22 protein-coding genes and 1 other RNA gene are annotated in these 23,936 nt (G+C 55.8%); 7 read left to right on the top strand and 16 right to left on the bottom strand.

Features of this window, described 5'->3' with window-relative positions:
* Positions 1–116 precede the first annotated feature (116 nt).
* Entirely contained in the window at positions 117–1,307 is a 1,191-nt protein-coding gene (locus tag E3E30_RS07865; RefSeq protein WP_167729376.1) for a class I SAM-dependent rRNA methyltransferase, read from the bottom strand.
* Positions 1,308–1,401: 94 nt separating this feature from the next.
* Between E3E30_RS07865 and E3E30_RS07870 the strand changes: the two genes are divergently transcribed.
* Positions 1,402–1,710 carry a DUF5748 family protein gene (locus E3E30_RS07870; RefSeq protein ID WP_042691257.1) on the top strand — a complete coding sequence of 103 codons (309 nt, stop codon included), beginning with the start codon at positions 1,402–1,404 and terminating at the stop codon, positions 1,708–1,710.
* A 4-nt stretch (positions 1,711–1,714) separates the two neighbouring features.
* On the opposite strand, the gene E3E30_RS07875 is transcribed toward E3E30_RS07870, so the two are convergent.
* Genes E3E30_RS07875 through E3E30_RS07885 form a run of 3 tightly spaced genes read right to left on the bottom strand, consistent with a single transcriptional unit; the run spans position 1,715 to position 4,775 of the window.
* Entirely contained in the window at positions 1,715–2,839 is a 1,125-nt protein-coding gene (locus E3E30_RS07875) for a tripartite tricarboxylate transporter permease (RefSeq protein WP_167729155.1), read from the bottom strand.
* Complete coding sequence (locus tag E3E30_RS07880; RefSeq protein WP_167729156.1) at positions 2,818–3,981, bottom strand: hypothetical protein; 1,164 nt, start codon at positions 3,979–3,981, stop codon at positions 2,818–2,820. Before E3E30_RS07880 ends, E3E30_RS07875 begins: the two co-directional genes overlap by 22 nt.
* A 41-nt stretch (positions 3,982–4,022) precedes the next feature.
* Positions 4,023–4,775: an ATPase domain-containing protein gene (locus E3E30_RS07885; RefSeq protein ID WP_042691249.1), complete on the bottom strand. Its 753-nt coding sequence runs from the start codon at positions 4,773–4,775 to the stop codon at positions 4,023–4,025.
* 210 nt (positions 4,776–4,985) lie between these two features.
* Between E3E30_RS07885 and priL the strand changes: the two genes are divergently transcribed.
* The 3 genes from priL to E3E30_RS07900 are packed head-to-tail and all read left to right on the top strand — an operon-like array spanning position 4,986 to position 8,063.
* Entirely contained in the window at positions 4,986–6,194 is a 1,209-nt protein-coding gene (gene priL, locus E3E30_RS07890; RefSeq protein WP_167729157.1) for a DNA primase large subunit PriL, read from the top strand.
* Positions 6,187–7,221, top strand: a complete 1,035-nt coding sequence (priS, locus tag E3E30_RS07895) for a DNA primase catalytic subunit PriS (protein WP_167729377.1) — start codon at positions 6,187–6,189, stop codon at positions 7,219–7,221. Before priL ends, priS begins: the two co-directional genes overlap by 8 nt.
* A complete protein-coding gene (locus E3E30_RS07900) occupies positions 7,218–8,063 on the top strand; it encodes a DMT family transporter (RefSeq protein WP_167729158.1) in 846 nt (281 codons plus the stop codon). The genes priS and E3E30_RS07900 overlap by 4 nt, the downstream gene beginning before the upstream one ends.
* Here the strand turns inward: E3E30_RS07900 and rnpB are convergent.
* The 4 genes from rnpB to E3E30_RS07920 form a co-directional block, all read right to left on the bottom strand.
* An RNA gene (rnpB, locus tag E3E30_RS07905) (RNase P RNA component) lies at positions 8,049–8,370 on the bottom strand. The two genes, E3E30_RS07900 and rnpB, sit on opposite strands and share 15 nt — an antisense overlap.
* A 37-nt stretch (positions 8,371–8,407) precedes the next feature.
* Entirely contained in the window at positions 8,408–10,030 is a 1,623-nt protein-coding gene (locus tag E3E30_RS07910) for a hypothetical protein (protein ID WP_167729159.1), read from the bottom strand.
* 48 nt (positions 10,031–10,078) lie between these two features.
* Positions 10,079–10,366 carry a hypothetical protein gene (locus E3E30_RS07915; RefSeq protein WP_346765910.1) on the bottom strand — a complete coding sequence of 96 codons (288 nt, stop codon included), beginning with the start codon at positions 10,364–10,366 and terminating at the stop codon, positions 10,079–10,081.
* Positions 10,366–10,770: a DUF61 family protein gene (locus E3E30_RS07920; protein WP_167729160.1), complete on the bottom strand. Its 405-nt coding sequence runs from the start codon at positions 10,768–10,770 to the stop codon at positions 10,366–10,368. Before E3E30_RS07920 ends, E3E30_RS07915 begins: the two co-directional genes overlap by 1 nt.
* Positions 10,771–10,993: 223 nt before the next feature.
* Between E3E30_RS07920 and glnA the strand changes: the two genes are divergently transcribed.
* Positions 10,994–12,316, top strand: a complete 1,323-nt coding sequence (gene glnA / locus E3E30_RS07925; protein ID WP_167729161.1) for a type I glutamate--ammonia ligase — start codon at positions 10,994–10,996, stop codon at positions 12,314–12,316.
* A 7-nt stretch (positions 12,317–12,323) separates the two neighbouring features.
* Here glnA and E3E30_RS07930 read toward each other — a convergent pair whose 3' ends face one another.
* The 8 genes from E3E30_RS07930 to E3E30_RS07965 form a co-directional block, all read right to left on the bottom strand.
* Positions 12,324–13,169, bottom strand: a complete 846-nt coding sequence (locus tag E3E30_RS07930) for an EamA family transporter (RefSeq protein ID WP_042691224.1) — start codon at positions 13,167–13,169, stop codon at positions 12,324–12,326.
* A gap of 9 nt (positions 13,170–13,178) precedes the next feature.
* Complete coding sequence (locus E3E30_RS07935) at positions 13,179–13,943, bottom strand: NAD+ synthase (RefSeq protein ID WP_167729162.1); 765 nt, start codon at positions 13,941–13,943, stop codon at positions 13,179–13,181.
* Positions 13,940–14,416: a hypothetical protein gene (locus tag E3E30_RS07940; RefSeq protein ID WP_167729163.1), complete on the bottom strand. Its 477-nt coding sequence runs from the start codon at positions 14,414–14,416 to the stop codon at positions 13,940–13,942. Before E3E30_RS07940 ends, E3E30_RS07935 begins: the two co-directional genes overlap by 4 nt.
* Positions 14,417–14,437: 21 nt before the next feature.
* Positions 14,438–15,445 (bottom strand): ABC transporter ATP-binding protein, encoded by a 1,008-nt coding sequence (locus E3E30_RS07945; RefSeq protein WP_167729164.1) that lies wholly within the window; start codon positions 15,443–15,445, stop codon positions 14,438–14,440.
* 10 nt (positions 15,446–15,455) lie between these two features.
* The gene (locus tag E3E30_RS07950) at positions 15,456–16,415 is read right to left on the bottom strand and encodes an ABC transporter ATP-binding protein (protein ID WP_042691217.1); all 960 of its coding nucleotides are present in this window, start codon (positions 16,413–16,415) and stop codon (positions 15,456–15,458) included.
* A 10-nt stretch (positions 16,416–16,425) separates the two neighbouring features.
* Positions 16,426–17,970, bottom strand: coding sequence for an ABC transporter permease (locus E3E30_RS07955; protein ID WP_167729165.1), 1,545 nt, complete (start codon positions 17,968–17,970; stop codon positions 16,426–16,428).
* Positions 17,971–17,980: 10 nt separating this feature from the next.
* Positions 17,981–19,021 (bottom strand): ABC transporter permease, encoded by a 1,041-nt coding sequence (locus E3E30_RS07960; protein ID WP_346765911.1) that lies wholly within the window; start codon positions 19,019–19,021, stop codon positions 17,981–17,983.
* A gap of 164 nt (positions 19,022–19,185) precedes the next feature.
* The gene (locus tag E3E30_RS07965; RefSeq protein WP_167729166.1) at positions 19,186–21,567 is read right to left on the bottom strand and encodes an ABC transporter substrate-binding protein; all 2,382 of its coding nucleotides are present in this window, start codon (positions 21,565–21,567) and stop codon (positions 19,186–19,188) included.
* A gap of 450 nt (positions 21,568–22,017) precedes the next feature.
* Between E3E30_RS07965 and E3E30_RS07970 the strand changes: the two genes are divergently transcribed.
* Together E3E30_RS07970 and E3E30_RS07975 are read left to right on the top strand one after the other, a co-directional pair.
* Positions 22,018–23,241 carry a dihydroorotase gene (locus E3E30_RS07970; protein WP_167729380.1) on the top strand — a complete coding sequence of 408 codons (1,224 nt, stop codon included), beginning with the start codon at positions 22,018–22,020 and terminating at the stop codon, positions 23,239–23,241.
* The gene (locus E3E30_RS07975; protein ID WP_167729167.1) at positions 23,225–23,926 is read left to right on the top strand and encodes a dihydroorotate dehydrogenase electron transfer subunit; all 702 of its coding nucleotides are present in this window, start codon (positions 23,225–23,227) and stop codon (positions 23,924–23,926) included. The genes E3E30_RS07970 and E3E30_RS07975 overlap by 17 nt, the downstream gene beginning before the upstream one ends.
* Positions 23,927–23,936: the final 10 nt, after the last annotated feature.

Here is a 23,936-nt window from a genome sequence, read left to right on the forward strand (position 1 = left end):
GACCAAATAGAAAAGGATTTCGGTCGGCAAAGCGACCGTAACGGGACTCCGACCGTGGGCGTCTCAGCACTCACGCCGGTCTCAGTGGAGGTGCTTTCTCGTCATCGTCCCGAGTTTCAGTGCATATCCTCAACGTAGAGGAAGAGGCACTTAAGGTATTCGGTGTCCTTTGAGGCCATGAGTATCGGGTGGTCTGGCGCTTGAGTCCTGTAGGGTTCGAGCATCCTGAGGAACTTGCCCGCCTTTGCTCCAGCCGCGATGACCATGTCCTTGAAGGCCTGCATGTCAACGTGCTGGGAGCAGGAGCAGGTGACGAGGATTCCGCCCTCCTTCACGAGCTTCAAGCCGGCGTAGTTGACGTTGAAGTAAGCCCTGAGCCCGCGCTGGAGGTCCTTCTCGTGCTGGACGAAGGCAGGTGGGTCAAGGATTACGATGTCGAACTTCTCGCCCCTCCGGAGCATCTCCTCCATAACGGGGAATGCTGAACCAACGATGAACTTCATTTTATCTTCAACGCCGTTGAGCCTGGCGTTCTCCTTGGCTGTTTCAATGGCCCGTGGGGACTTATCAACGGCAACCACTTCCTCGGCTCCAGCCACCGCCGCGTGTATCGCGAAGCCACCGGTGTAGGTGAAGACGTCTAAGACCCTCATTCCCGGCTTGACGTACTTCTCCAGAGCTATCCTGTTCTCGCGCTGGTCGAGGAAGAAGCCCGTCTTCTGACCGCGCATGTCGACGATGAACTTGGCCTTTCCTTCCTCTATTACCGTCCTGTACTTCTCCTTGCCGAGGAGAACGCGCTCTATCTCGGGCAGTCCTTCCCTTCTCCTCGAGCGCCCGGTGTTCTTCTCGAAGACTGTCTCTATTTCCGGTTCGACCTCCATTATGGCCTCGGCCAAATCGAGCTTAAACCTCTCCATGCCGATGCTCGAAATCTGAAGTGAGGCTATCTCGTTGAAGCGGTCGACTATCAGGCCCGGTAAATAGTCTGCCTCGCCGTAGACCATTCTGTAAGCTTTGTCGTAGCCAAGAACCTTCTTTCTGTACTCGTTGGCCTTCCTAATCCTCTCCTTGAAGAGCTCCTTCGTTATCGGGGTGTCTTTATCTTTGATGAGCAGGCGGACCATTATGTTCGAGTTAGGGTTGACGAAGCCCCTACCGAGGAACTTCCCTCCCCTCGTGTAGACCTCGACTATGTCTCCGGGTTCAAACTCGCCCTCTGTTCTCACGACACCCTTCTTGAAGACTATCATCGCGCCCTTCCCTATGGCCCTCGCCGCCTGGGCGTCAACGATTACCCTCGCCATTCTCACCACCGGAGGGGTTAGAGAAGGGGGTTTAAAAACCTGCCCGGCGATAGGTATTTAACCCCCGGAGCCCTATATTAGAGCGGTGGTTTCTATGCACTTCGACGTTGTAAAGGAGTTCTTGGAAGAGATTGGCGCCGACTGGATTGAGCTCGACGGTGAAGTCCACCTCGAGCCCGAGGTCTTCTACGAGGTTTGGAAATACATCGGCCAGCCCGAGCTGAAGACCTACGTCGTCGAGGACGAGGTTGTCGAGCCAGGCTCCTACGACCCGCCCGAGATGAAGTACACCGACGTCAAGAAGATTAAGGTCAAGAAGGTGTACTTCGAGACCCTCGACGGCAAGAGAATCGTGACGGATTACTCCGAGTTCCAGAAGATTATGAAGGAGAAGTCCGCCTGACGTTTCATCTTAGCAGGACCGGAAGCATCAGGGAGCCCATGCAGGCCGTCCTCTTCACCCCGAGGAGAACGGTTAGGTAACCCACAATCGCGGAAGCGGTCAGCGCGAGCAGGCCCGGAAGGCCGTCGAAGATGAAGGCCAGGAGAATCAGAAACGCCAGAACAGTGAGGTTGATAAACCGGTACGGGAGCCTCGATAGGGCCCCCGCCAGAAACCTTGCAAGGGGCTCGCCGTAGAGGAGAACCGCGAGGCCCACGAAGAGCGCAACGAGGAGGAACGCCGGGAGGGCTTTGACGCTCAAAGGCTCCATTAGCGTCACCACTCCGTTTCTTTCCCTTCCCGTTTCGAGGAAGTTGAGAAAGGCGAAGAGGAAGTTGGCGGTGTTAACGGAGTAGACGATTGTCAGGAACGAGCGCTCGTCCCGGGAGATGAACGAGCCGAGCAGGGCCGCCTGCGATGCCGTGAAGGCCGGAAGAAGGGAAGCAAGCATACCGAAGAGCGTCCCCAGGAAAGAGAATAGGACGAGCCCTTTGGGGGTAATCTCGAGCTCCGGACTGCCAGGCTCTACTCGCTTGGTCCCGGCCAGGAGGGAGGAAACTATAACCGGAACGCCGAAGAACCCGGTGAAGAGGACATAAAATGGCTCGTTCAGCGGGAGCGAGAGAATAAAAAGGCCAAGAATCCCCGAGAGAAGGATTACGAAGAGCGCATAAATCTTTTTCACGCCCCGCTCGGTGAAGACGAGAAGAAGGATTAGGAGCAGGACGGCAAACTTTCCAAAGGCGGGCCTGTAGAGGGGAGCGAGGCGAAGGTAGATGGGAACCAGCGGGAGGAAGAATATGACCGCCAGAAAGCTCGCGATGAGCGCTATCCTGACGACCTCAAGGCCCTTACCGCCGAGCACGAGCCGGTGAGCCGGAAGAACGCCGAGGGCCGTACCCTCATCGGGAACGCCGAGGAAGGTTGAAGGGATTGCATCAAGGAACGTATGAGTCAGCCCCATCGCAAAGAGAACGACCGCGCTTAGGCCGAAATCACGGAGAAGGGAAGCCAAAGTGTTCACGTGGATTCCCGGCGTTATTCCCGTGAAAGTGCCGAGCAGGAGGCCTAACAGTGCTTCCCGGAGCAAAGGTCCTCACCCGACTGAACTTCAAACGCCGGCTTTCCCCTGTAGGTCGTGAAGAAGCCGTAGGCCGTTACGCTATCGTTTTCAGCCAGAGAGACACCGAGCCTCGATGGGAGCTTGAGGAGAACCGAGCAGGTGCCGTTTGTTACGTTTGCTACCCCAAAGCCGTTCCTGTAAACCTTTACCCAGGCGACTTTTCCCGAGATTCTCGAGAAGGAGCCTTCGTTGAAGGAGCAGATGCCGTTGGGCAGTTTCCCCCGGGGCTTCACTATGGAGCAGTTCAGGCAGAGCAAACTGGACTTTCTTCTCAGGGCCTCGAAGCGAACCGTGTCGCCGACTCTCGCGCTGAAGCCGTGGAGCCTCAAGTCTGTGCAGTCGAGCTTCAGGTAGCGGGAGGTACTTTTGATAACGAGACACTCGCCGGTGGCTATCTCCCCGATTTCCGCCAGGTTGAGGGGCTTCTCCTCGGCAGGCCCGAGGACGTTAACGTCGTCGCCGGAATTCACGTAGAGGGCGATAGTAGAGTAAAGCCTCACAACGCCGAGGACTTTGACGCGAAGGCCCGGTCTGAGGGAAAGGCCGTGGGGGAGGTAAACCCTGAACTCCTCGCTCTCGTTCCAGACCGTTGCGGGGTTGCCCGGGTAGAGGACGACGCCCTCAAGAGGGTAGGGCATGCCATTGCGGGGTTCCTTCAAATAGCCGAGCTCTTCAACATTGACGGGATAGAACTTCGAGCCGTAGGTCAGGCCCTCAAGCCTCACGAGGCTTCCCTTGGAAGCGTTGAGTGGATAGGCGAGGCGGACCCTCAAAGGAGTGAGCAGAACGGGGCCGTTGGAGTACCAGTAGGCCCCTTCAATAATTTCTAAGGGAAACGTCGCGTTTGCGGGGACTACTGAGGAAACGTCCATCCAGAGACCGCGGTTGGTCGCTCTGAGCCTGCCCTGAACTGTGTAGGCCTTTCCGAGCTCCAAAGACTTCCCGAGTGCGACCGTGACCGTGCCGTTGTAGAGGACCGAGATGGAGCCAGAAGAATAAACGCAGAGGCCGGTGAAGGAGTCTTTCTCTGGGGAGTAACGGCTAAGCGCAAGGGAAACGAAGAGGAGTGAGGATAATAAAACGACTACAAATAATCGTTTTTGAACCATCGAAAATAGTAAGAACAAAGGTCCTTAAAAAATTTTGGGTGTCAGTAGATTTCCCCGCTCGGGTAAACGACTATGCCCTCCTCGGTTATCTCGAAGGGGTACTTCTTCATCGAGTGCCTCGTCTCACGCATCTTCCTGATTAAGAGATAGCGCTTGAGTTCAACCTCCCTCTCGATGAAGTCGAGAAGGATGACGCCCCTGGAGATGTACTCCTCGACGCCGTACCTGCTGATTTTGCCCCTGCTCGGGTCGGGGGCCTCGGTTGTGAGGATTGACGTGACGCCCATCTCAAGGAGTATCGTGTTGAGCTGGAGGAGCATTTCCCTGATTTCCTCCTCCTTCTTGAGGCGGAACGCTATAGAGGGAATGGAGTCTATGACGAGCCTCTTGGCGTTGATTGCCTTAACAACGCGGTAGACGTATCTCAAAAAGTCCTCGGCGTTGAGGTTGCCCTCAAGGACGTACTGTTCCTCGGACGGGAGCCCCACGACGGCGCTGACACCATCGACGATGGCTATCTTGCCCTCGCGTTCGTATTTCTCGATGTCCCAGCCAAAGGTCCTCATCTCCCTCCTGAGGTCCTGCGCCCTCTCCTCGAGGGTGACTATTACCCCGGGTTCATCGTAGAGCTCAACACCCTTGTAAACGAACTGAACCGCGAACGTTGTCTTACCGCTTCCGGTGGGACCGGTTACAAGGACCGTGGTTCCCTCGGGGAATCCTCCCTCAACGAGGTCGTCAAAACCGGGAATCCCGGTCTTGACTCTGCGAACTTGCCACACCTCTCTGGTCATACGAATCACCGTGATGGCTGTTGGGGATAGCTCTTAGTTTATCCGCTATAGCTAATTGATGGTTTGTGGATATAAAACTTTTGGAAGATAACGGAACTAAAGTCCCCTTTGATGGAAGATTTACAACGGTTTACTTATTAAATCGCCAGGGAACACCACAGGGGCGGAAACGTTTTATTGAAAAAAGCAAAGTGGGAGCAAGGTGAAACCATGTCCGACCCCTTTGGAAGGGACGCACAGGAGTTAATCAGGCGCGAGTTCGGGGACGTTCTGACGCTCCTTGAAGGGATTCCCTCAAGCATAGACCCAGACGAGGCACTCTCACTCGTCGGTTGGATGCTAAAATCCAATGAGCCCCCGGGAGAGCTCCTCAGAACCGACCCACTCGAGGAGCTCAGGGACCTCTTCAGATTCTACGCCCTGCTCGGGGCGCTGGCGTTCTCCCCCTATGGCATCGAGGCCGAGTTCGTGAAGAAGGCAACGGCAAAGCTCTACCGCGCGAGGATAGAGAGAAAGGGCTCGCTGGAGGGAAGCCTTCTAAAGATTGAGCCGGCGGAGGGGATACCCGAGAGGGACAGGAAGATACTTGAAAGGGCGATGGACAGAAGTCTGCCCGAGGACGAGAGGGAGAAGCTCAAGCTGAAGTACAGGATGCACCTGAGCGAGTTCCTCGAGCTCTGGGAGGGGTCGCTGAAGGAGGTCTACGTAAGGAAAGGATACGCCTACCTCCGCTGGGACGAGGCGTTAAAGCTCTGGGAGATGGCCTTTGAGAGGCGCTTCGATAAAGCTGTCAGCCTTCTCGCCGACGTCAGGGACGAACTTCCCGAATTCTACGAGGAGCTTAAGGAGAAGCTTGAGGAGCTCGCCGGGGAGTACTTCAAGGAGAGGCTTGAGAAGCTCGGAAAAGTTGGCGCAAAGCCGCTCCGCTTCGACCTATTCCCGCCGTGCGTTAAGGAGGCCCTAAAAGGCGTCCCCGCGGGAATGAGGAACTACGCGATTACGGTTCTCTTAACGAGCTTCCTGAGCTACGCGCGCATCTGCCCCAACCCGCCGAGGAAGGACGTCCGTGTTAAGGACTGCATAAGCGACCTAAGGGTCATCGAGGAGGAGATTCTACCTGTTATCATAGAGGCCGGCAACCGCTGTAAGCCGCCGCTCTTCGAGGACCAGCCCCACGAGATTAAGAACATCTGGTACCACCTCGGCTTCGGACTGACCGATAAGCCAACGCTCGAGGACAGCGGAAATTCGACGTGGTACTTCCCGCCGAACTGCGACAAGATAAGGGCCAACGCTCCCCAGCTATGCAAGCCGGACAGGTACTGCAGGGGGGTCAAGAACCCGCTGACGTACTATCTGAGAAGGCTCGCAAGGGAGGAGCGGGGCGAAACCGGTGAAGGAGGTGAGGAGGGTGGCTGAACTGCTCAGAGAGGTCAGCAGGGAGGAGAGGGAGCTCTACTACAAGGGCGAGTGGAAGGCCGAGAGGATTCCAAAGTTCATCATTGATAGCCTTGAAAAGCGCGAGTTCGGCTTCGACCACACCGGCGAGGGCCCGAGCGACAGGAAGAACGTATTCACCGACGTTAGAGATTTGGGGGACTACGTTAAGGCCACCTCCCCCTACGCAATCTACACGTCCGTTGCGCTCTACCGCGAACCGGCCCAGATGGAGGGCTGGCTTGGAGCGGAGCTCGTCTTCGACATAGACGCCAAGGACTTGCCCCTAAGGAGGTGTATGGACAGGCACCCGAGCGGGCAGGTGTGCCCAATCTGCCTGGAGGACGCGAAGGAGCTCGCAAGGGACACGCTGGTGGTTCTTAAGGAGGACTTCGGTTTCGAGAACGTCCACGTGGTTTACTCGGGCAGGGGCTACCACATAAGGGTCCTCGACGAGTGGGCGTTGAGGCTCGACGCCAAGGCCAGGGAGAAAATTTTAGCCTACATCAGCGCCTCGGAGGAGGTAACCTACGAGGACGTGATGAGCAGGAGGATTATGCTGTCGAGTGGCTACTTCCGGGCCTTTAGGCTTCGCTTCGGCTACTTCATAAAGAGGGCAAACGAGAACCACCTGATAAGCGCGGGGATAAAGAAGGGCCTTGCCAGAAAACTCCTGAGCGATGAGAGCAGGAATAGAATCGTGAGGAGCTTCGTCGAGAGGGGTTTGCTGGCCTCTTTCCCGAGCGGAGTCGGCTATAAAACGCTGATAAGGCTGTTCTCGATATCGAGCACCTTCTCCAAGGCCTACTTCGACGGACGCGTTACCGTTGACGTCAAGAGAATCCTCCGCCTGCCGTCGAGCCTGCACTCCAAGGTGGGGTTGATAGCAACCTACATCGGCCCAGACGAGGGGAAACTCGAGCGCTTTAACCCATTTAGAGACGCCGTGCCAGAGTTCAGGAAGGAGGAAGTGAAGGAAGCGTACGAGGAGTGGGAGAGCTCGCTATGAACCGGGGAAAGGTCCAGATAGCGCTTGCAATGCTTATATGGGGGAGCGTCGGGATATTCGGCAGGCTCTCGGGGCTTTCGGGTTTAGGGGTCGCCTTCGCGAGGGTTTCGTTTGGAGCGCTCGTCCTTCTCCCAATCCTCGGCCTCAGGGGAAAGCTCGGAAACGCTTTGGGGGAGCTTAGAGAGAGGCCCTATCACATGCTCGCGCTCGGGACTGCGTTAGCCTTAAACTGGGTCTTCCTCTTCACGGCCTTCAACTACACGAGCATAGCGAACGCGGTTCTCGTTTACTACACCGCCCCGGTTCTGGCGACGCTGATTTCATGGCGCTTCCTCCATGAAAGGCTCGACGCGGGAAAGGTTCTGAGCCTTGCCATAGCCTTCACGGGACTGCTCCTCATAGCGTCTTCCCAGAGAATCAGCCTCTCCGACAGGGACTTCACAGGAATCGTATTCGCGTTTCTGGGAGCGCTCTTCTATGCACTAATTCCAAACCTCGGCAGGTTCATGAGGGGCGTTGACGGAGAAAGCTTAACATTCCTCCAGCTGGCGGTAGCTTCCGTCGTTTTAATTCCTTTCGTGGCCGTTGAAAACGTTGGAAGCCCGGTCTGGTGGGCAATAGCGGTTCTCGTCTTGCTCCACACGGTGTTCGCCCTCTACCTCTACATGGACGGGCTGAAGAAGGTGGAGGTCAAAGACGCCTCCCTGTTGAGCTACCTCGACCCGCTGAGCGCGATAGTTTACGCGTTCTTGGTCTTTGGAGAGGTGCCAGGGGTTAGAACCGTGATAGGTGGCGCCCTCATTCTGCTCGCTTCAGCTATTGATTTGGCGAGGGGGTCGTAGCCCGCCTTCTGTGTCAAGGGGGCATTCGACTGAGCGGCCTACCACGGGGCTCGCACCGGGAACTCATCGCCCCTTCCACGGCCTTGCACCCCGCGGGACGGCCGTTTCACCGCATCCCCCGGGATTGTCTGCGGGTTAGCTCGGTGCCCGTCGCCAGGCCCTTCGCGCGCGTCATCCACATCTCCCGGGGGCCGTGTCGTTTCTGCGCCGTTGCCCTCCCTCTCGGGAGGTGCCTTGCGGCACCGCGGCCCCGGTGCGGTGGGCGGAACTTCCTCGGGAGTGCCCCGAGAGCCCCCGACCCCCTCGCCGTAAGGAAGTAGAAAAGGGAGAATAAAAAGGTTTGGTCACTTCTTTTTGGGCAGGGAATCCCTCTCATGGAACTTTGGCGGCTTCGGCCTCTTGAACCTCCCGAGCGGTGAGCGACGCTTTGGAGTTTTCCTGGTTCTCCCCTTCTTGGGCTGGTTCTGGTAGTATAACACAACCACAACGGCCACTACGATGAGTATCCCCACAACGGGCCACCACGGGAAGCCCCCGCCGTTGGCTTCGCCCGTCGTTGAGGTTGTGTTAGACTGCGGGGTTGTGGACGTGGTTGTCGGGGTCTGCGTCGGGGACGGCTTGGGCTTCGGCGCCGGAACCCAGAGGCTACCTTCCTTGACGCTGACCCTTCCAAGGGCGTTGAGCTTGAAGGAGTACGTAACGTTGACGCCCTTTGGAACGTTAAACCTGAATGAAAGCCCCTTTTTGCCAGGGGGAATAGTTACGTCAAGAACGTCAGCGTAGAGGGAAGTTCCGTTGGCGAGAACCTTGTACTCGAGAGTTCCGCTGACCGCTTCTGGGGTCGGGTTCAGGAGCAGAGCGCTAACCTCAAGCGTCGAGTTCAGTAGCTTTGCACTCAGGGACCCTATTGAGGGTGGAGCATAAACGGTGTAGTGAACGGTATCGTTCCCCCCGGAGCGACCGTGAACGGAGAGACCAATAACGGCGGAGACGTTTCCTGGCTTGGATGTCGGAAGAGACAGCTGAACCACACTAGTACCAGGGGAGAGGGTTATCTCCCGAGTTTTGGCAGCAAATGATTTTGTGCCGTTGATTACAGCAACGCAGGAAATCGTGGCGTTTATGTCCCTTTCGGAAATGATGGTGACGTACGCCTTCAGTGTGTCGTTAAGCAGGACGCTCTCCTTCTCAACAGAGACGCCAACGAGCCTGACACCGAGTGAAACTGCAAGCTTCTTGGTGTAGGTGTAACTCTGGTCCCCGTATGAAACGCGGTAGATTAGGGTGTAGTTACCCTCCGGATAGTTCCACCCGACAGGTAGAGATAGCCTTATCAGTGTGTCCCCCGGCGGAACTGTCACGTTTTTGGAAACGACGGAGTAGTTATTGCTCCCCAGGAGAAGGGCAGAGAAAACGTTCACGGTAGCGTTGAAGTGGCCGATGTTAATCACATGGGAGTAAACGGTAACGCTCTCCCCCAGGAAAACGTAGGGGACATCACCCCGACCAGGAACGTAGGAGTAGGCGCTCGTAAAGGTAAGGGGTGAAGCGAGAACTTCAACCGGAACCTTGGCCTTCAGGATGTAAACGTCTCCCGAGTAAGTTGCTATGAATCGAAGGTAGAGCGTGTAGTTGCCCGGAAGGACGTCCTTTGACACGGTCAGGTTGTATTTTACCGTCTTGTTCTGACCCCTGCCCCAGTTTGGAAAAACCCTCGGGAACATCGTGAAGTTGAATCCCTCAACGCGGTTTCCGTTTGTGTCCTCCACCCAGAAGCTCTGATAGCTGACGACAGAGTAAATTACACCCGCATTGTTCGTCAGGAGAAGCGTTCCTTCGCTGTAGTCACCTCTCACAACGGTTATCGAACCCGCCACTGATATAGTTCCAAACTGGGCGCTGGTAAACGGAAGGAACATCGAAACTAGTATGATAGCGATGAGCAGTAGTGCCCGCCTCACAATCACCACCCCAGATAATAAGGCGCCCTCGAATTTAAACTTACCCATTAAAAGTCAGCTGTGCACAAGGGCACGGTATAGCAGGAACAGGCCAGTAGCCACGAGAAACGCGGAGAACGCCAGATAAAGGCGGTAGAGTCCCAGGTCGGAGAAGTGCTCCCTTGCAACGAGGGCTATTGCCAGGAGCATCACCCCGTAGAGGAGGGCGAAGATTCCAAGGGCGAGCGACGTCTTTATGCCGAGGAGCACGAGGATTCCAAAGACCGCCCCGGCGAAAACCGTGACGTGGGGAACCGTGAAGGCGAGGTAGTTGAGGAAAACACGATTATCGTCCATATCCATCACTCCGCTATGAAGGCGTAGGTTGTGGTCGTCGGCAGTTCCCGCCTCACCCTGGGGAGCAGGTACCTCGGGTAGAGCTTCTCCTCGGGCTCGTCGAGGGGGTCATAGGAGCCGAGAAGCCTGTCTATCACCTTGACCGCGACCTTTCCCCTGACCCTGAAGTAGCCCCTGAAGTCGCTGACTATCTCAAGGACTATCGGGAGGAGCAGTTTCTCCTCGTCGCCGGGGTCAAGAAGACCCCTAATCCTCTCGAGCTCTGCCTTTCGGAAGGAATGCCTGCTCCCGTCCCTCAGCCTGACGGAGGGCTCCTCTGAGGCGAGCAACTGGACGAGGGTTGGCCTCTTCGCCGGAAGGTGGCTGTTTATGCGGTAGATTTCCCTCAAGAGGGCGTTTTCGGGGTTCATACGGGTGTCAATTCGAGCCGGAGCAGATAAACGTTATTTAACATATTCTTGTCAAAAAGTTCAAAATTAAGCGAGTAGATAGACTTGTTTACGTCAAAACGATAACGCCCATAGGCCGTTTTTCGTCAGGCGTTCAAAAATTCAGGGGAAAGGGTTAATTAGGGGTATATGTTCAGCATGTGGCGGAAATAATTGAACGTTCAAACAATGAGGTGATGAAAAAATGAACGAAAGTGCAAAGCTCCTCGGAGTCGAGACGAGGGGCCCGAGGTTCCTCCAGCTCATCTTCGTGGACATAAACGGCATCCCAAAGGGGATGGAGGTTCCGATAGAGAGGTACGAAGAGGCAATCGAAGATGGCATAGCCTTCGATGGCTCCTCGATTCCCGGGTTCCAGGGCATAGAGGACAGCGACCTCATCTTCAAGGCCGACCCGAGCACCTACGCCGAGGTTCCCTGGGAAGGCATAGCGAGGGTCTACGGCTACATCTACAAAGACGGAAAGCCCTACAAGGCAGACCCGAGGGGAGTCCTCAGGAGGGCCCTTGAGAGGCTTGAAAAAGCCGGCTTCAAGGCCTACATCGGGCCGGAGCCGGAGTTCTACCTCTTCAAGAAGAACGGAACCTGGGAGCTCCACATACCCGACAGCGGGGGCTACTTCGACCTCGTGACCCTCGACAGGGCGAGGGAGCTGAGGAGGGAGATAGCCCTCTACATGCCGGCCTTCGGCCTCGTTCCGGAGGTTCTCCACCACGAGGTTGGCAGGGCCCAGCACGAGATTGACTTCCGCTACGACGAGGCCCTCAAGACCGCCGACAACATCGTGAGCTTCAAGTACGTCGTCAAGGCCATCGCCGAGATGCGCGGTTTATACGCCACCTTCATGCCGAAGCCCCTCTACGGCTACCCCGGCAACGGAATGCACCTCCACATAAGCCTCTGGAAGGACGGAGAGAACGCTTTCATCGGCGAGGACGGGCTGAGCGAGACGGCACTTCACTTCATAGCCGGAATACTCAAACACGCGAAAGCCCTAACGGCCCTGACCAACCCGACGGTGAACAGCTACAAGCGCCTCGTCCCCGGCTACGAGGCCCCGGTTTACGTGAGCTGGGGCTACAGGAACAGGAGCGCGCTCATCCGCGTCCCGGCCTTCTGGGGCAACGGGGCGAGGATAGAGTACCGCTGTCCGGACCCGAGCGCCAACCCGTACCTGGCTTTCTCGGCGATACTCTTAGCTGGACTCGACGGAATCAAGAGGAAGCTTGAGCCCGAGGCGTACGTTGAAACCAACGTCTACGAGATGGGCGAGGAGGAGAGGGGCAAAGCTGGAATCGAGACCCTTCCTGGAAGCCTCGGGGAGGCGCTGGAGGAGCTGAGGAAGGACAAGGTTGTCCGGGAGGCGCTCGGAGAGGCCTACGAGAACTTCATCGCCTACAAGGAGAGGGAGTGGAGCGAGTACGTCGCCTACCTCGAGAGCAGAGAGCTCCCGCTGGAGACCAAGAAGGTTACCGAGTGGGAGCTCGAGAGGTACTTCTACGTTTGAGCCCTTCTCAGTTCTTTCCTTCCCGCATGTGCACGAGGATTGATGCCCCGATTATGAGCGCCCCGCCGAGGAGCTGGAGGGGCGTTAAGGCCTCGCCAAACAGGATGTACGCGAGAACTATTGCAACCACCGGCTCAACGGTCGCAACTATGCTGGCCCTGCTGACCTCTACTTCTTTGAGGGCGTGGTTGTAGAGGGTGTAGCCGAGGAACGTCGGGAAAAACGCTAAACCGAGGAGGTAGGGAATCGCTCCCCTCGGAACGGAGAACTTAGAGAAGGGAGCGAGGAAGAGCAGGCCGAAGAGCAGGGTCATGAAGAGAACCCTCTCGGGCCTCTCGTTTCTGACACCGAACTTGGCGAGAACTCCATAGAGGGCGTAGGTGAAGCCGGTCGCTATGCCTGTCAGTAAAGCCAAGTGGCTCACGTTGAAGTCCACGTTGCCAGCAACGAGAAGCACTCCAGCCAGCACCATTACCAGTGCGATTGCCTTCTCGGTTGTTATGGGCTCCTTGAAGATTAATCTGCCGAGGATTACCGAGAAGGCCGGGGCGGTGTAGATGAGCAGAACCGCGAAGCCGACCGATGAGATTTTGACGGTGTAGAAGTAGAGGGTGTAGAAGGCGAAAACTCCAACGAGGCCGTAAACCGCGTAGAACCACAATTTCTCGCGCGTGAAGGGATTCTCGCGCAGGAAGAGCGAGATGTAGGTTCCGAGAATTATTAGAGCAAAGAGAACGCGCCAGAAGACCATCGTGAAGGAATCAACGTTATAGCGGTAGATGTAAGTGGCGAATATCCCTATCGTTCCCCACATTGAGGCGGCGAGAAAAACGAGAAGGTAACCGCGCTTCATCGGCTCACCTCAGAAGCTCGGGCCCAGTGGCAAACGGCGCTTGTGCTCGCTCCTCTTAACGAGGTTCTCGACGTATTCGACCCGCTCGATTGGTATGCCCAGCTCCTCGGCTATTTCATCCTTGTCCTTCAGCAGGTCAACGAGGCGCCAGAGGATTTCGTCGAGGAGGCGGTAGCTTATGCCAAGCTCGTCCTCGTCAGTCTGGCCCTCCCAGAGGCCGGCGGTGGGTTTCTTCTCGATTATCCTCTCGGGAACGCCGATGAGCTTCGCTATTTCCCAGACCTCGGTTTTGTAGAGGTTTATGAGAGGCGCGTAGTCGCTCGCCCCGTCGCCCCACTTGGTGAAGTATCCGGTGAGGAACTCGCTCCTGTTGCTTGTTCCAAGGACGAGGCAGTTCTTCTCATTGGCGTGAGCGTAGAGGAGAACCATTCTCGTCCTGGCCATTATGTTGCCAAGGTTCCTCCTGTCGGGCTGGAAGCCGAGCTGAGAAACGAACGAGTCAACGATGGGCTTTATGTTTATCTCCCTGCACTCGATTCCAAGGGAGGAGCAGACCAGTCTAGCGTCTTCAACGTCCCGGTTCTGGTAGTAGGGCATTATCAGGCCGAGAACGCGCTCCCTTCCGAGGGCCCTGACGGCGAGGTAAGCCGTTGTTGCGCTGTCTATGCCCCCGCTTATCCCAATCACGACGCCCTCGGCGTTAGCCTCCTCAACTTTCTCCCGGATAAAGGCCGTGATTATCTCGACGACGGAGTTGAAGTCAAGCTCCCTCATTTCCTCTTCCCCCTGAGGGCGTGGGTGTATCCAACCCACAGGACAACGGTGCCGGCGAAGGCAAGGACTGCCGCGGGTATCGCGAGGTCGGAGTAGGGGTAGCTTATGGCCTTCGCCCTGTATGTGTAGGTGACGGTGCCGTTAATAACCCTTACCTCGGGCCTGTCGGTTGGGATGAACGTGGCGTTTCCGGTTATGTTATATACGGCCGTGAAGTTGCCCCAGGAGACCTCAACGGTCGCGTTCTTCGAGCTGAGGGAGAGGCTCCTGTTGCAGTAGAAGTACCTGTTCTCAAAGGTATCGTTGCCAAGCGTATGATTGCCAGGACCGAGGGTTCCGCTTGAGTAATACGAAGGATGCCCCGTCTGGAAAACGGCTATTGCCGACAGAACCATGGCGAGCAGTATCATTATGAAGCCTGCAACAACGAGCCTTGAGCTCAGAAACACTTTGAGGGCTTCGTTCATGGGCATCACCGAGAAAAAAGAAAGGGGTCAGAACTTGCCGACGAGGTGGCACTCGGCAAAGTGGTTGTGCTCGTACTCTATGAGCTTCGGCTGTTCAACGTCACAGAGACCCTTCTTGGCGTAGATACACCTCGGGTGGAAGCGGCATCCGGGCGGAATGTTGACAGCGCTCGGAACCTCACCCTTAATCGGAAGCTCCTTGATGACGTTTCTCCTCTCGGGCTTCGGCTCCGGAACGGCAGCGAGCAGCGCCCTCGTGTACGGGTGGAGCGGGTTGTCAATGACCTTCTCAGCCGGACCCATTTCGACGATTCTACCGAGGTACATGACGGCAATCCAGTCGGCGAAGTACCTGGCCGTTGAGAGGTCGTGGGTGATGTAGAGGTACGTGACGCCCATCTTGTCCTTGAGGCTCTTCATGAGCTCAAGGATTTCTGCACGAATTGACACGTCGAGCATCGAGACCGGCTCGTCGGCGACGATAAACGTCGGGTTCAGGATGAGGGCCCTTGCAATAGCCACACGCTGCCTCTGTCCACCGGAGAGCATGTGCGGGAACCTGCTGACGTAGTCCTCGGGTGGAATAATCTTGACCATCTCAAGGGCCTTATAGATGAGCTCCTCACGCTCGGCCCTGGTTTCACCGATGCCGTGGATGAGAAGGGGCTCCTCAAGGACGTCGAAGATTCTGAAGCGCGGGTTGAGGGAGGCAAACGGGTCCTGGAATATCATCTGAACCTTCCTTCTGTAGGCAAGGAGCTCCTCTTTGGTTTTAATCTCGGTGACGTCCTCGCCCTCAAGGTAAATCTTACCGTCGGTTGGCTCAAGGAGTTTGACGATGAGCCTTCCGGTGGTGGACTTACCACAGCCACTCTCACCGACGAGTGCAAAGACCTGCTGCTTGTAGATTTCGAAGCTGACTCCGTCAACCGCGTGGACGAAGCGCTGAGGCTCACCGCGCAGGCTGGCGAGGAGACCCCTCTTGAGCGGGAAGTACTTCTTGAGGTTTTCAACCTTGAGTATCGGCTCGGCCATTCTCAACACCTCACAGCAACCAGCATGCCGCGTAGTGGTCCTTATCAATCTCCTTCAGCTCGGGCTCCTGCTCCTTACAAACGTCCATCGCATAGGGGCACCTCGGGTGGAAGCGGCATCCCTTCGGCGGGTTGATGAGGTTGGGCGGCTGTCCCGGGATGAACTCAAGCCTCTCAACGTCCTCGTGAAGCCTCGGAATAGCCGCGAGGAGCTTCTGGGTGTACGGGTGGGCCGGCTCGTAGTAAATCTTCTCGCTGTCTCCAATCTCGATTATCTTACCAGCGTACATGATGGCGACCTTGTCGCTAATCTCTGCGAGGATGCTGAGGTCGTGGGTGATGAATATCATCGAGAGGTTGAGTTCCTTCTTGAGCCTCTTCATGAGGTTGATAATCTGCGCCTGAACGATAACGTCAAGGGCCGTCGTCGGCTCATCGGCTATGACGACGCTCGGCTCCATGAGGAGGGCCATAGCAATAACGACACGCTGTTTCATACCACCCGAGAGCTCGTGGGGGTAGCGGTAAACGATTTCGGGGTCGAGACCGACGAGTTCAAGGTACTTCTGAGCCCTGTCAAGGGCCTCCTCCTGACTCATTCCCTTGTGGTATATGAGGGGCTCGGTCATCTGGAAACCGATGGTGTACACCGGGTTGAGGGCGTTCATAGCTCCCTGGAATATCATCGAAATCTTCTGCCAGCGGATTTCCCTTCTGAGGACGTCCTCAGGAAGGCCAACTATCTCCCTGCCGTCAATCTTGATGCTTCCGTCAACTATCTTTCCTGGCGGGGTGGGCATACCCAAAAGGGTAAAACCAAGGGAGGACTTGCCACATCCGCTTTCTCCGGCAAGTCCCAGGACCTCACCCTTCTTGAGGTCGAAGCTGATGTTGTCAACGGCCTTGACGACACCCTTGCTGGTGAAGTAATACATCTTGAGGTTCCTAACTTCAAGGACGTTCTTAGCCATCTAAACCACCTCACGCGCGCTTGAGCCTCGGGTTGAGCACGGTGTCGAGCGAGACACCAATCAGGACGAATATCAGTCCGACGAAGGCGATTGCAAGTCCGGGCGGGATGACCTGCCACCAGTATCCGTTGAGGGTCGCACCGTTGGCGTTGGCAGCGTTAAGCATCTGACCCCACGTAATCATGTTGTTGCTCGTAAGGCCAAGGAAGCTCAGTCCGGCCTCGCTGAGGATTGCTCCCGGAACGCTGAGGGCTATGCTAGCGAACGCGTACGGGAGGAGCTGTGGCACTATGTGCTTGAAGACTATCCTTCCGGTGCTCGCACCGAGGGCTCTTGCCGCCTCAACGTAGGTCTGCTCCTTAATCTGGAGCGCCATACTCCTCGCGACCTTGGTGGTTCCCATCCATCCAAAGAGCACCAGGATGAAGACGAGCTGCTTGAGGTTAATCTTACCTCCGAAGTACAGCGAGAGCAGGATGAGCATCGGAAGCACCGGCAGGGTCATCATGAACTCGGTGAACCTCTGTATCGCCTCATCCGCCCATCCGCCGAGGTAAGCACTGGTAACACCCACGAGGATTCCAATGAGGACGGTACTGACTGAAACGGCGATACCTATGGCCAGGGCAACGCGGATACCCCAGAGGAGGCCAACGGCAATCGGCCTACCGTACTGGTCGGTTCCGAGGAGACCGTAGGTTCTACCAACAAGGGCAACCTTGAAGTTGCTGAAGTCAACCTGAACGTTGCTGGGAACGGTGACGACTATGGTGAACTTGTACGTGCCCTGGAGGGCTTCAGGGGAGTTAACTATCTGGTCGAGGGTGCGGAGCTTTCCGTTGTCGGTCATCTTACCGAAGATGACCTTCATCGGGTCCATTGACTGGTAGTAACCGTAGAGGGTCGAGTTCATCTGAACCTGCTGGGTGAGGTACATCATCTTCATGTCCATCGGGAGGCTGTCCGGAAGCTGCATTGGAAGAGTGAATATGCCGTTCTCGTAGAGCCAGTAGAAGATGAGGCTCTTGACCTCCTGGGTGTAGGCAAGCTGGACGACACCGCTTGATGGGAGCTGGACGTTGTAGAGGAGCATGAGGGAGTTGTACTTAAGGCCGTTTTCCTTAGGCCTCTCAACGTACATCGTGACCAGTGGGTTGTCCTGGGGCCTCTTAGCGGTCGAGTTAAGGCCGGTAATGACTATGTCCTTGGGCGGAATGTCGTACCTCATATCATAGGTAAACGTCATCGTGTAAACGGTGTAGCTACCGTTCTGGGTCTTGCTTAGGTGAAGGTCGTCTATGGTGTACTCAACCTGAGACGCCCTCTTCTCGCTAACGAAGTAGTTCTCCCATGCCGGCGGGGCATTCTTGGGGTTGGTAACCCACGCGGTTCCAGTCTGCCACTCCTTGGGTATGTTGGGACTGGTAATGTAAGGAGCGGCGATTGCGAGGACTATGAGGACGATGAGGAAAAATAATCCGAACATTCCACTCTTCTGGTGCTTGAAATCCTCCCAAAACCTCTTGACGCTGTCCTTGAAATCAACCCATCTCATTTACACCACCTCACGAGCGGGCAGCGGCGCCGATTCTGATTCTCGGGTCGAGGTACGCGTACAGTATGTCCGCGAGCACCATCGAGAGAACAGTGAGTATGGCGAACATGTAGTTCAGTGCCATCATCGTCTTAACGGCGTTGAGCTGGAGTGCCTCGTAGTAGAGACGTCCCATTCCCGGCCAGTTGAAGACTATCTCGGTAATCATTGCACCGCCGAGGGAGCCTATGAGACCGAAGATGACCATGGTAATAATCGGCGGGGCGGCAGCCTTGAGGGCGTGGCCGTAGATAATCTTCCTCTCGGGAACACCCTTTGCCCTGGCAACCATAATGAAGTCTTCCTGCATGGTTCCAATCATGATGTTTCTGGTCGTCCAGGCCCAGCCACCGAAGAGGTTGATGACTATTGTAACGACCGGGAGGCTCATCTTCTTGAGAATGTTAACCCATCCGGAGACCTGAACCTGTGAGTAGAGCGTTATCGGCAGCCAGCCGAGGTAGACGACGAAGACGAGTATCATGAGCATTCCGAGCCACCACATCGGAAGGCTCGTGGTGACCATTGCCAGAATGGATATGGTTCTGTCGAGCAGGCTTCCCGGACTGCGAGCGCTCTTGATACCAAGGGCAAGACCTATGATGATAACCAGGATTTCTGCAGTCGTAAACAGGAGTATCGTCCTGCCAAGGGCCGTTTTAATCTGGTCTGTTATAACGGTGGTTCCAAAGACCTTCTGGAACGACTGTCCCCAATTGAACGTGAACGTATTTATCGCGTATTCCCACGTTCTCTTCCAGTAAGGCTGGTCGAGGTGGTAGTACTTAATCCGGGTCTGCTTGTACTGCTCAATGAGCTCCTGGGAAGGCTGGGTGTGGTGGGTCTGCGTGTAAGACCTAACCCACATCTGCACTTCCTCGTTCACCTGGGCAGTCAGCTGTATTGTTGCGAGCTTCGTGAAGAGGGCGGACATCAATAGGACCGCCAGGAAGAGGATTATCACAGCGTTTATCAAACGGTACGCCACGTACTTTCCAAAGCTCATCCCCATTCTATCCCCTCCAGCAACGATACTACTGGCTCTCCATGAAGTCAACTTTTACGTGCTAGTTAAAGTTTAAATAGTTTTCCCCAAAACGAGCACAAATGTACACATTTTGAACATAAGAACAGCCGTGTTCATCAGGCAGGAACAAGAAAAAGAGGGGAAGGAAATCACTTCCTCCTCCTGAGGAGGAGCGGCACTATGGCAAGGCCGACGATGAAGGCCGGACCGCAGAGTCCCTTGCTCTCCTTGCTGGTTGAGCTGGTCGGAGTGCTGGTCGGCTGGCTGCTGGTGGTCTGCTTCTCCTCACTGCTGGTGGTCTGCTGGGTGGTGGTCGGGGTCTCCTTCGGGGCGGGCTCAATGGACCTGGCTGAGAGTATGCTGCCAACACCGCTTATCGGGTCAACGAACTCGACCTTTATCTTCTTGTTGAGGAGGAAGAAGTTCCAGGTCTCGGCGGTGTAGACACGCGGAGCGTTGAGTGAGTGGACACCGTAGGCAAACTTGAAGAGGTCCCAGAACTGGTCGAGGCTCTCGAGCTTGACAGTGTCGTTGTTCGGTCCAGTCCACTTGGCGTAGGCGAGCAAGTTAGCAAGGTCGTAGCCGGTCCAGTCAAGGAGCGGCTTGAGCTTATCCGGAGTGTTGTAGTACTTAAGGTTAAGAGTGCTTATGAACTTGTTGAGGTCACCACCGGCAACGGCATTAACGAGGTCCTGAAGTGTCATCGGGTTGTGGTAGTCGGTACCCCAGTTCGGGTCAATGTATATGTCAAAAGCCCATGGATCCCAAGCTATGCTTGCAACGTCCTGGATTCCGCTGACGACCCAACCCTCAGTATAGACATGCCACTGGAGGGTGGTCGGGTCCTGACCGTAAACAACCTTGTTGGCCTGGCTCCTCTGCCACTGGAGGAGGTCAACCTTGAAGCCGGCCTTCTGAAGTATCTGAGCAATGTACTTGCCCTCGTCAAGCCTCTCGTCCTCAACGCGGGCGATAACCTTCACGGTAACCGGCTGACCGTCAAAGTACCAGACGCCATCCTTCTTCTCAAGGGTGTGGCCCTTGGCCTTGAGGGCCTGGGCGGCCTTGTTCATGGCCTCGTCAATCATCTTGATGGCGTAGGCCTCGTCACCCTGCGGGGTGAAGCCGAGGGCCTTGGCAACCATCATGTAGTTGCTGTAGGCGTCAACCTGACCGCTGACCTCAGGACCAAAGAGCGGAGCACCGCTTCCCTGGAGGACCTGGCTGACGATGTACTGCCTGTTAACGAGCCAGTTCATAGCGTACCTGACCTCGCGGAGCGCGAACGGGTTGAACTTGGTCTGGCCGCTCGAGTTGACGAGACCGGTCTGCGGGTCGCCAACGAGGTTGAGGTTAAGGCTCCACCAGACTGCGATGGTCTTCATCGGGTTGAGGTTGTCACCGTACTCTTGGAGGGCCTTGGCTATCTTGTTGTAGGGCCTGGCGTACCAGTAGAGGTCGTACTCACCCTTGGCAACGGCGAGGATGGCGGTGTCGTCGTTAAGGCTACCGTAGATGTCAATTTCCTTCCAGTACGGGTCCCACGGAAGCTTCTTGCCGTTAATCTCATCAGGATAGCCAATCCTCTTGTTGTTGGCCATCTTGAGAACGACGGTCATAGCCTTCGGGTCGTACTTCTCAACGTAGTACGGACCATCGCTAATGATGGCGTTGTTGTACTTGTCAACCCAGCTGATGACGCTCTCATAGCCCTTCTTGGCGAGGTCAGTGGTTATTCCAGCCTGCTCCTCGCTGATGCCCCACTTCTGGAGGACGTCCTTGGCTGTCTCAAGCCAGACCGGGATGAGCTTTCCGCTGTTGAGGATGGCCTGGGCTTCGGCCTTGAAGTACTTCATCTGGTCGGGGTCAATCATGTCAATCTGGAATCCGTTCTGGGGCTGCTCGCTCCAGGAGAATGCCTTACCGTTAACGCCGTGGGCAACCATCTCACTCATAACGTTGTAGAGCTCCCACGGAACGCTCGGCTTGACACCAAAGTTGATGGCAGTAGCCCACTTGCTGTAAGGTATGATGTAGTCCTGGTAAACGGTGTACTCGATGTAGTCATCGGTGACCTTGTTGACCTTAAGACCCATTATGTTAGCAAGGGTGCCCTTCCAGTTATTGCTCCAAGTCTCATCATAATACTTGTCACCCTTGCCGTCTTGGTAGGCCCACTCCCAGGTCATGGCATAGTCAAAGAGGTAATCAGCGAGGGTTATCTTCTGGCCGTCAACCCAGGTTCCAAGGCCACACTTCCAGGTGACGGCGCTGGTAGCGGTCTTGCCCGCGTAGGGGCTGACCCACTTCTTCTCGGTTCCGTTCCAGATTATAGCATCGTCCGGAACCTGAACATTGTACTTGACGTCAACGAGCTGGCACCTGTAGTTGTGCCTCTGGGCGTCCGGGCCCATCATTATCATGGGGTCATTGAGGAAGTACCAGATGCGGTGGGTGTAGACATCGTTCATTCCACTCGGACTGGGGTTGAAGACACCCATGAAGAGGCTGCCCTGGGCGGCAAGGTACACGATTTTAAGCTTATCTCCCTGGACCGTCTGCGCGCTTGCTGGCTTGGCAACCAAGAAAACGCTAAACAACATCAAGCCCATAACGAACAGGCTTAGGGCTTTCCTATTCATACTCCACTGCCTCCTTCACTTTTTGGCAACGTTGCCATATACGGGGTATAATGGCATGAAGCTATACATCCGAGCCCTATTTAAGGGTTACGTTAATGTAAAAGGAACTAGAATGCAACCAAGAGGACAACGGCGCTATTCAAAATTGGAAAGAAGCCTAAGGAGGAACACGGCAATGCGATATCGAGCATTCCCAGGAGAAAGCAATCGGTAGTACAAGTTAGTTAAACACAAAATAACCAGATACTCTTCCTATAGAAAGCCGGAAAAAGTATCTCCTCCCGATTTCACAATCAAAAATCTTAAAACCCTGACCGAAAAAACCCCGTGCGGGCTTCAATGCACGAGCTCGTCTTAAAGGGAAAGTTCATTCTCAGAGGGGAATCCTTTGATGGCAGCGTGGGTATTGATAACGGCAGAATATCAAAGATATCTGTTCAAGAGCTTCGTGGAGAAAAAGAGCTGGATTTATCCGGATATCTAATCCTTCCAGGCATCATGGACACCCACGTCCACCTCAGAGACTTCGAGCAGAAGGACAAAGAAACGGTCAAAAGTGGGACGAAAGCGGCCCTCCACGGGGGAATCACGGCAGTTTTTGACATGCCCAACACGAAGCCACCTGTCATGGACCCCAAGACCTTTGAGAAGCGCCTTGAGCTTTTCCAGAGAGAGGCCTACGCCGACTACGCCCTCAGCTTTTTGATAAGGAGCAACTGCGGGGAGGCTAAAAAAGCCCGGGCAGATTTCTACAAAGCCTTTATGGGCGCCTCCACAGGTGGAATCTACTCGGAGGACTTTGAGAGGGACTACGCCTGCTCACCCGGCGTTCTGAGCGTCCACGCGGAAGATGCGGAGCTAATCCACGAAAAACCCGAGAGGCCACCGGAGGTCGAGGAAGTTGCCATAAAGCGAGCCCTTGAAAGCGCCGAGAGACTCAAAAAGCCCCTCAACATCTGCCACGTATCAACGAATGGGGGAATTGAAGCGATACTTCGAAAAAACCTCCCCTGGGTGAGTTTCGAGGTCACGCCCCACCACCTGTTCCTGACGAGGAGGAACTACGAGAGGAACCCGCTCCTCAAGGTTTACCCACCTCTGAGGACGGAGAAGCACGTTAAAGCGCTCTGGGAGAACTTCTCGCGGATTCCCATAATAGCGAGCGACCACGCACCACACACGCTCGAGGACAAGGAAGCGGGAGCGGCGGGGATTCCGGGGCTCGAGACGGAGGTTGCGCTCCTACTCGATGCGGTGAACCGCGGGATTATAGATATCTTTGACATCGTTGAGAAAATGCACGACAACCCGATTAAGGTCTTCGGAATCAGAGGTAGGAACTTCGCCATCGGAAACGAGGCCACCTTTACGGTCGTTGACCTTAGAAGGGAGTGGACGGTCAGACCGGAGGAGTTCTACACTAAGGCCAAATGGAGCCCCTGGGAGGGGAGGAAGCTGAGGGGAAAGGTCGTGATGACGATTCTCCGCGGAAAGGTCGTTATGGAGGATGACGAAATCGTAGGAAAGCCGGAGGGGGTTCGTCTGGATGTACAGCGTGGTTGAGCTGAGGGAAACTTGGGAGGTCGCGAAGGACGTTAAGGCCTTCAGGCTCTCGAAGGGGTTTGACTTCACACCGGGGCAGTTCGTCATGGTCTGGCTTCCGGGGGTTGGCGAGAAGCCCTTCAGTCTGGCGTGGAAGGACCTGCTCCTGGTTAAACGCGTCGGGCCCTTCACCTCGAAGCTCTTTGAGCTAAGCGAAGGCGAGAGGCTCTGGGTTCGCGGGCCCTACGGTATGGGGTTCGAGAAGAAGTGGGAAAGAGCAGCGCTCGTCGCCGGGGGAATCGGAATCCCACCGCTCTACGCGCTGGCGAGGGCCTGGAGAAATGAGTTCGAGAGGATAACCCTAATCTACGGCGCCCGCTCGAAGGAAGAGTTAGCGCTACTCGACATCGAGGACTACGTGGACGAGGTCGCCATAACGACCGACGACGGCTCGGCCGGCAGAAGGGGCTTCCCGACGGACGTTTTGGCAGAGAGGAAGGGCGAATTTGACGGGGTTTACGCCTGCGGTCCGGAACCTATGCTCAAGGCCGTTCTGAGGGTCATGGACTACGGAAACGTCCAGGTCTCAGCGGAGCGCTACATGAAGTGCGGAATCGGTGTCTGCGGTTCCTGCAACCTCGGAAAGTACCTCGTATGCAGGGACGGCCCGGTCTTCGACGGGGTTCAGCTCAGGGGGCTTCTCTGACCAATCACCT

The sequence above is a fragment of the Thermococcus sp. 9N3 genome (assembly GCF_012027685.1).
Classification (GTDB): domain Archaea; phylum Methanobacteriota_B; class Thermococci; order Thermococcales; family Thermococcaceae; genus Thermococcus; species Thermococcus nautili.

Bases quoted from the DNA above. Each gene is read 5' to 3' on its own strand.
- E3E30_RS07865 (WP_167729376.1), bottom strand. From the start codon at position 1,307: ATGGCGAGGGTAATCGTTGACGCCCAGGCGGCGAGGGCCATAGGGAAG.
- E3E30_RS07870 (WP_042691257.1), top strand. From the start codon at position 1,402: ATGCACTTCGACGTTGTAAAGGAGTTCTTGGAAGAGATTGGCGCCGAC.
- E3E30_RS07880 (WP_167729156.1), bottom strand. From the start codon at position 3,981: ATGGTTCAAAAACGATTATTTGTAGTCGTTTTATTATCCTCACTCCTC.
- E3E30_RS07885 (WP_042691249.1), bottom strand. From the start codon at position 4,775: ATGACCAGAGAGGTGTGGCAAGTTCGCAGAGTCAAGACCGGGATTCCC.
- priL (WP_167729157.1), top strand. From the start codon at position 4,986: ATGTCCGACCCCTTTGGAAGGGACGCACAGGAGTTAATCAGGCGCGAG.
- E3E30_RS07900 (WP_167729158.1), top strand. From the start codon at position 7,218: ATGAACCGGGGAAAGGTCCAGATAGCGCTTGCAATGCTTATATGGGGG.
- E3E30_RS07915 (WP_346765910.1), bottom strand. From the start codon at position 10,366: ATGGATATGGACGATAATCGTGTTTTCCTCAACTACCTCGCCTTCACG.
- E3E30_RS07920 (WP_167729160.1), bottom strand. From the start codon at position 10,770: ATGAACCCCGAAAACGCCCTCTTGAGGGAAATCTACCGCATAAACAGC.
- glnA (WP_167729161.1), top strand. From the start codon at position 10,994: ATGAACGAAAGTGCAAAGCTCCTCGGAGTCGAGACGAGGGGCCCGAGG.
- E3E30_RS07930 (WP_042691224.1), bottom strand. From the start codon at position 13,169: ATGAAGCGCGGTTACCTTCTCGTTTTTCTCGCCGCCTCAATGTGGGGA.
- E3E30_RS07935 (WP_167729162.1), bottom strand. From the start codon at position 13,943: ATGAGGGAGCTTGACTTCAACTCCGTCGTCGAGATAATCACGGCCTTT.
- E3E30_RS07940 (WP_167729163.1), bottom strand. From the start codon at position 14,416: ATGCCCATGAACGAAGCCCTCAAAGTGTTTCTGAGCTCAAGGCTCGTT.
- E3E30_RS07945 (WP_167729164.1), bottom strand. From the start codon at position 15,445: ATGGCCGAGCCGATACTCAAGGTTGAAAACCTCAAGAAGTACTTCCCG.
- E3E30_RS07950 (WP_042691217.1), bottom strand. From the start codon at position 16,415: ATGGCTAAGAACGTCCTTGAAGTTAGGAACCTCAAGATGTATTACTTC.
- E3E30_RS07955 (WP_167729165.1), bottom strand. From the start codon at position 17,970: ATGAGATGGGTTGATTTCAAGGACAGCGTCAAGAGGTTTTGGGAGGAT.
- E3E30_RS07960 (WP_346765911.1), bottom strand. From the start codon at position 19,021: ATGGGGATGAGCTTTGGAAAGTACGTGGCGTACCGTTTGATAAACGCT.
- E3E30_RS07970 (WP_167729380.1), top strand. From the start codon at position 22,018: ATGCACGAGCTCGTCTTAAAGGGAAAGTTCATTCTCAGAGGGGAATCC.
- E3E30_RS07975 (WP_167729167.1), top strand. From the start codon at position 23,225: ATGTACAGCGTGGTTGAGCTGAGGGAAACTTGGGAGGTCGCGAAGGAC.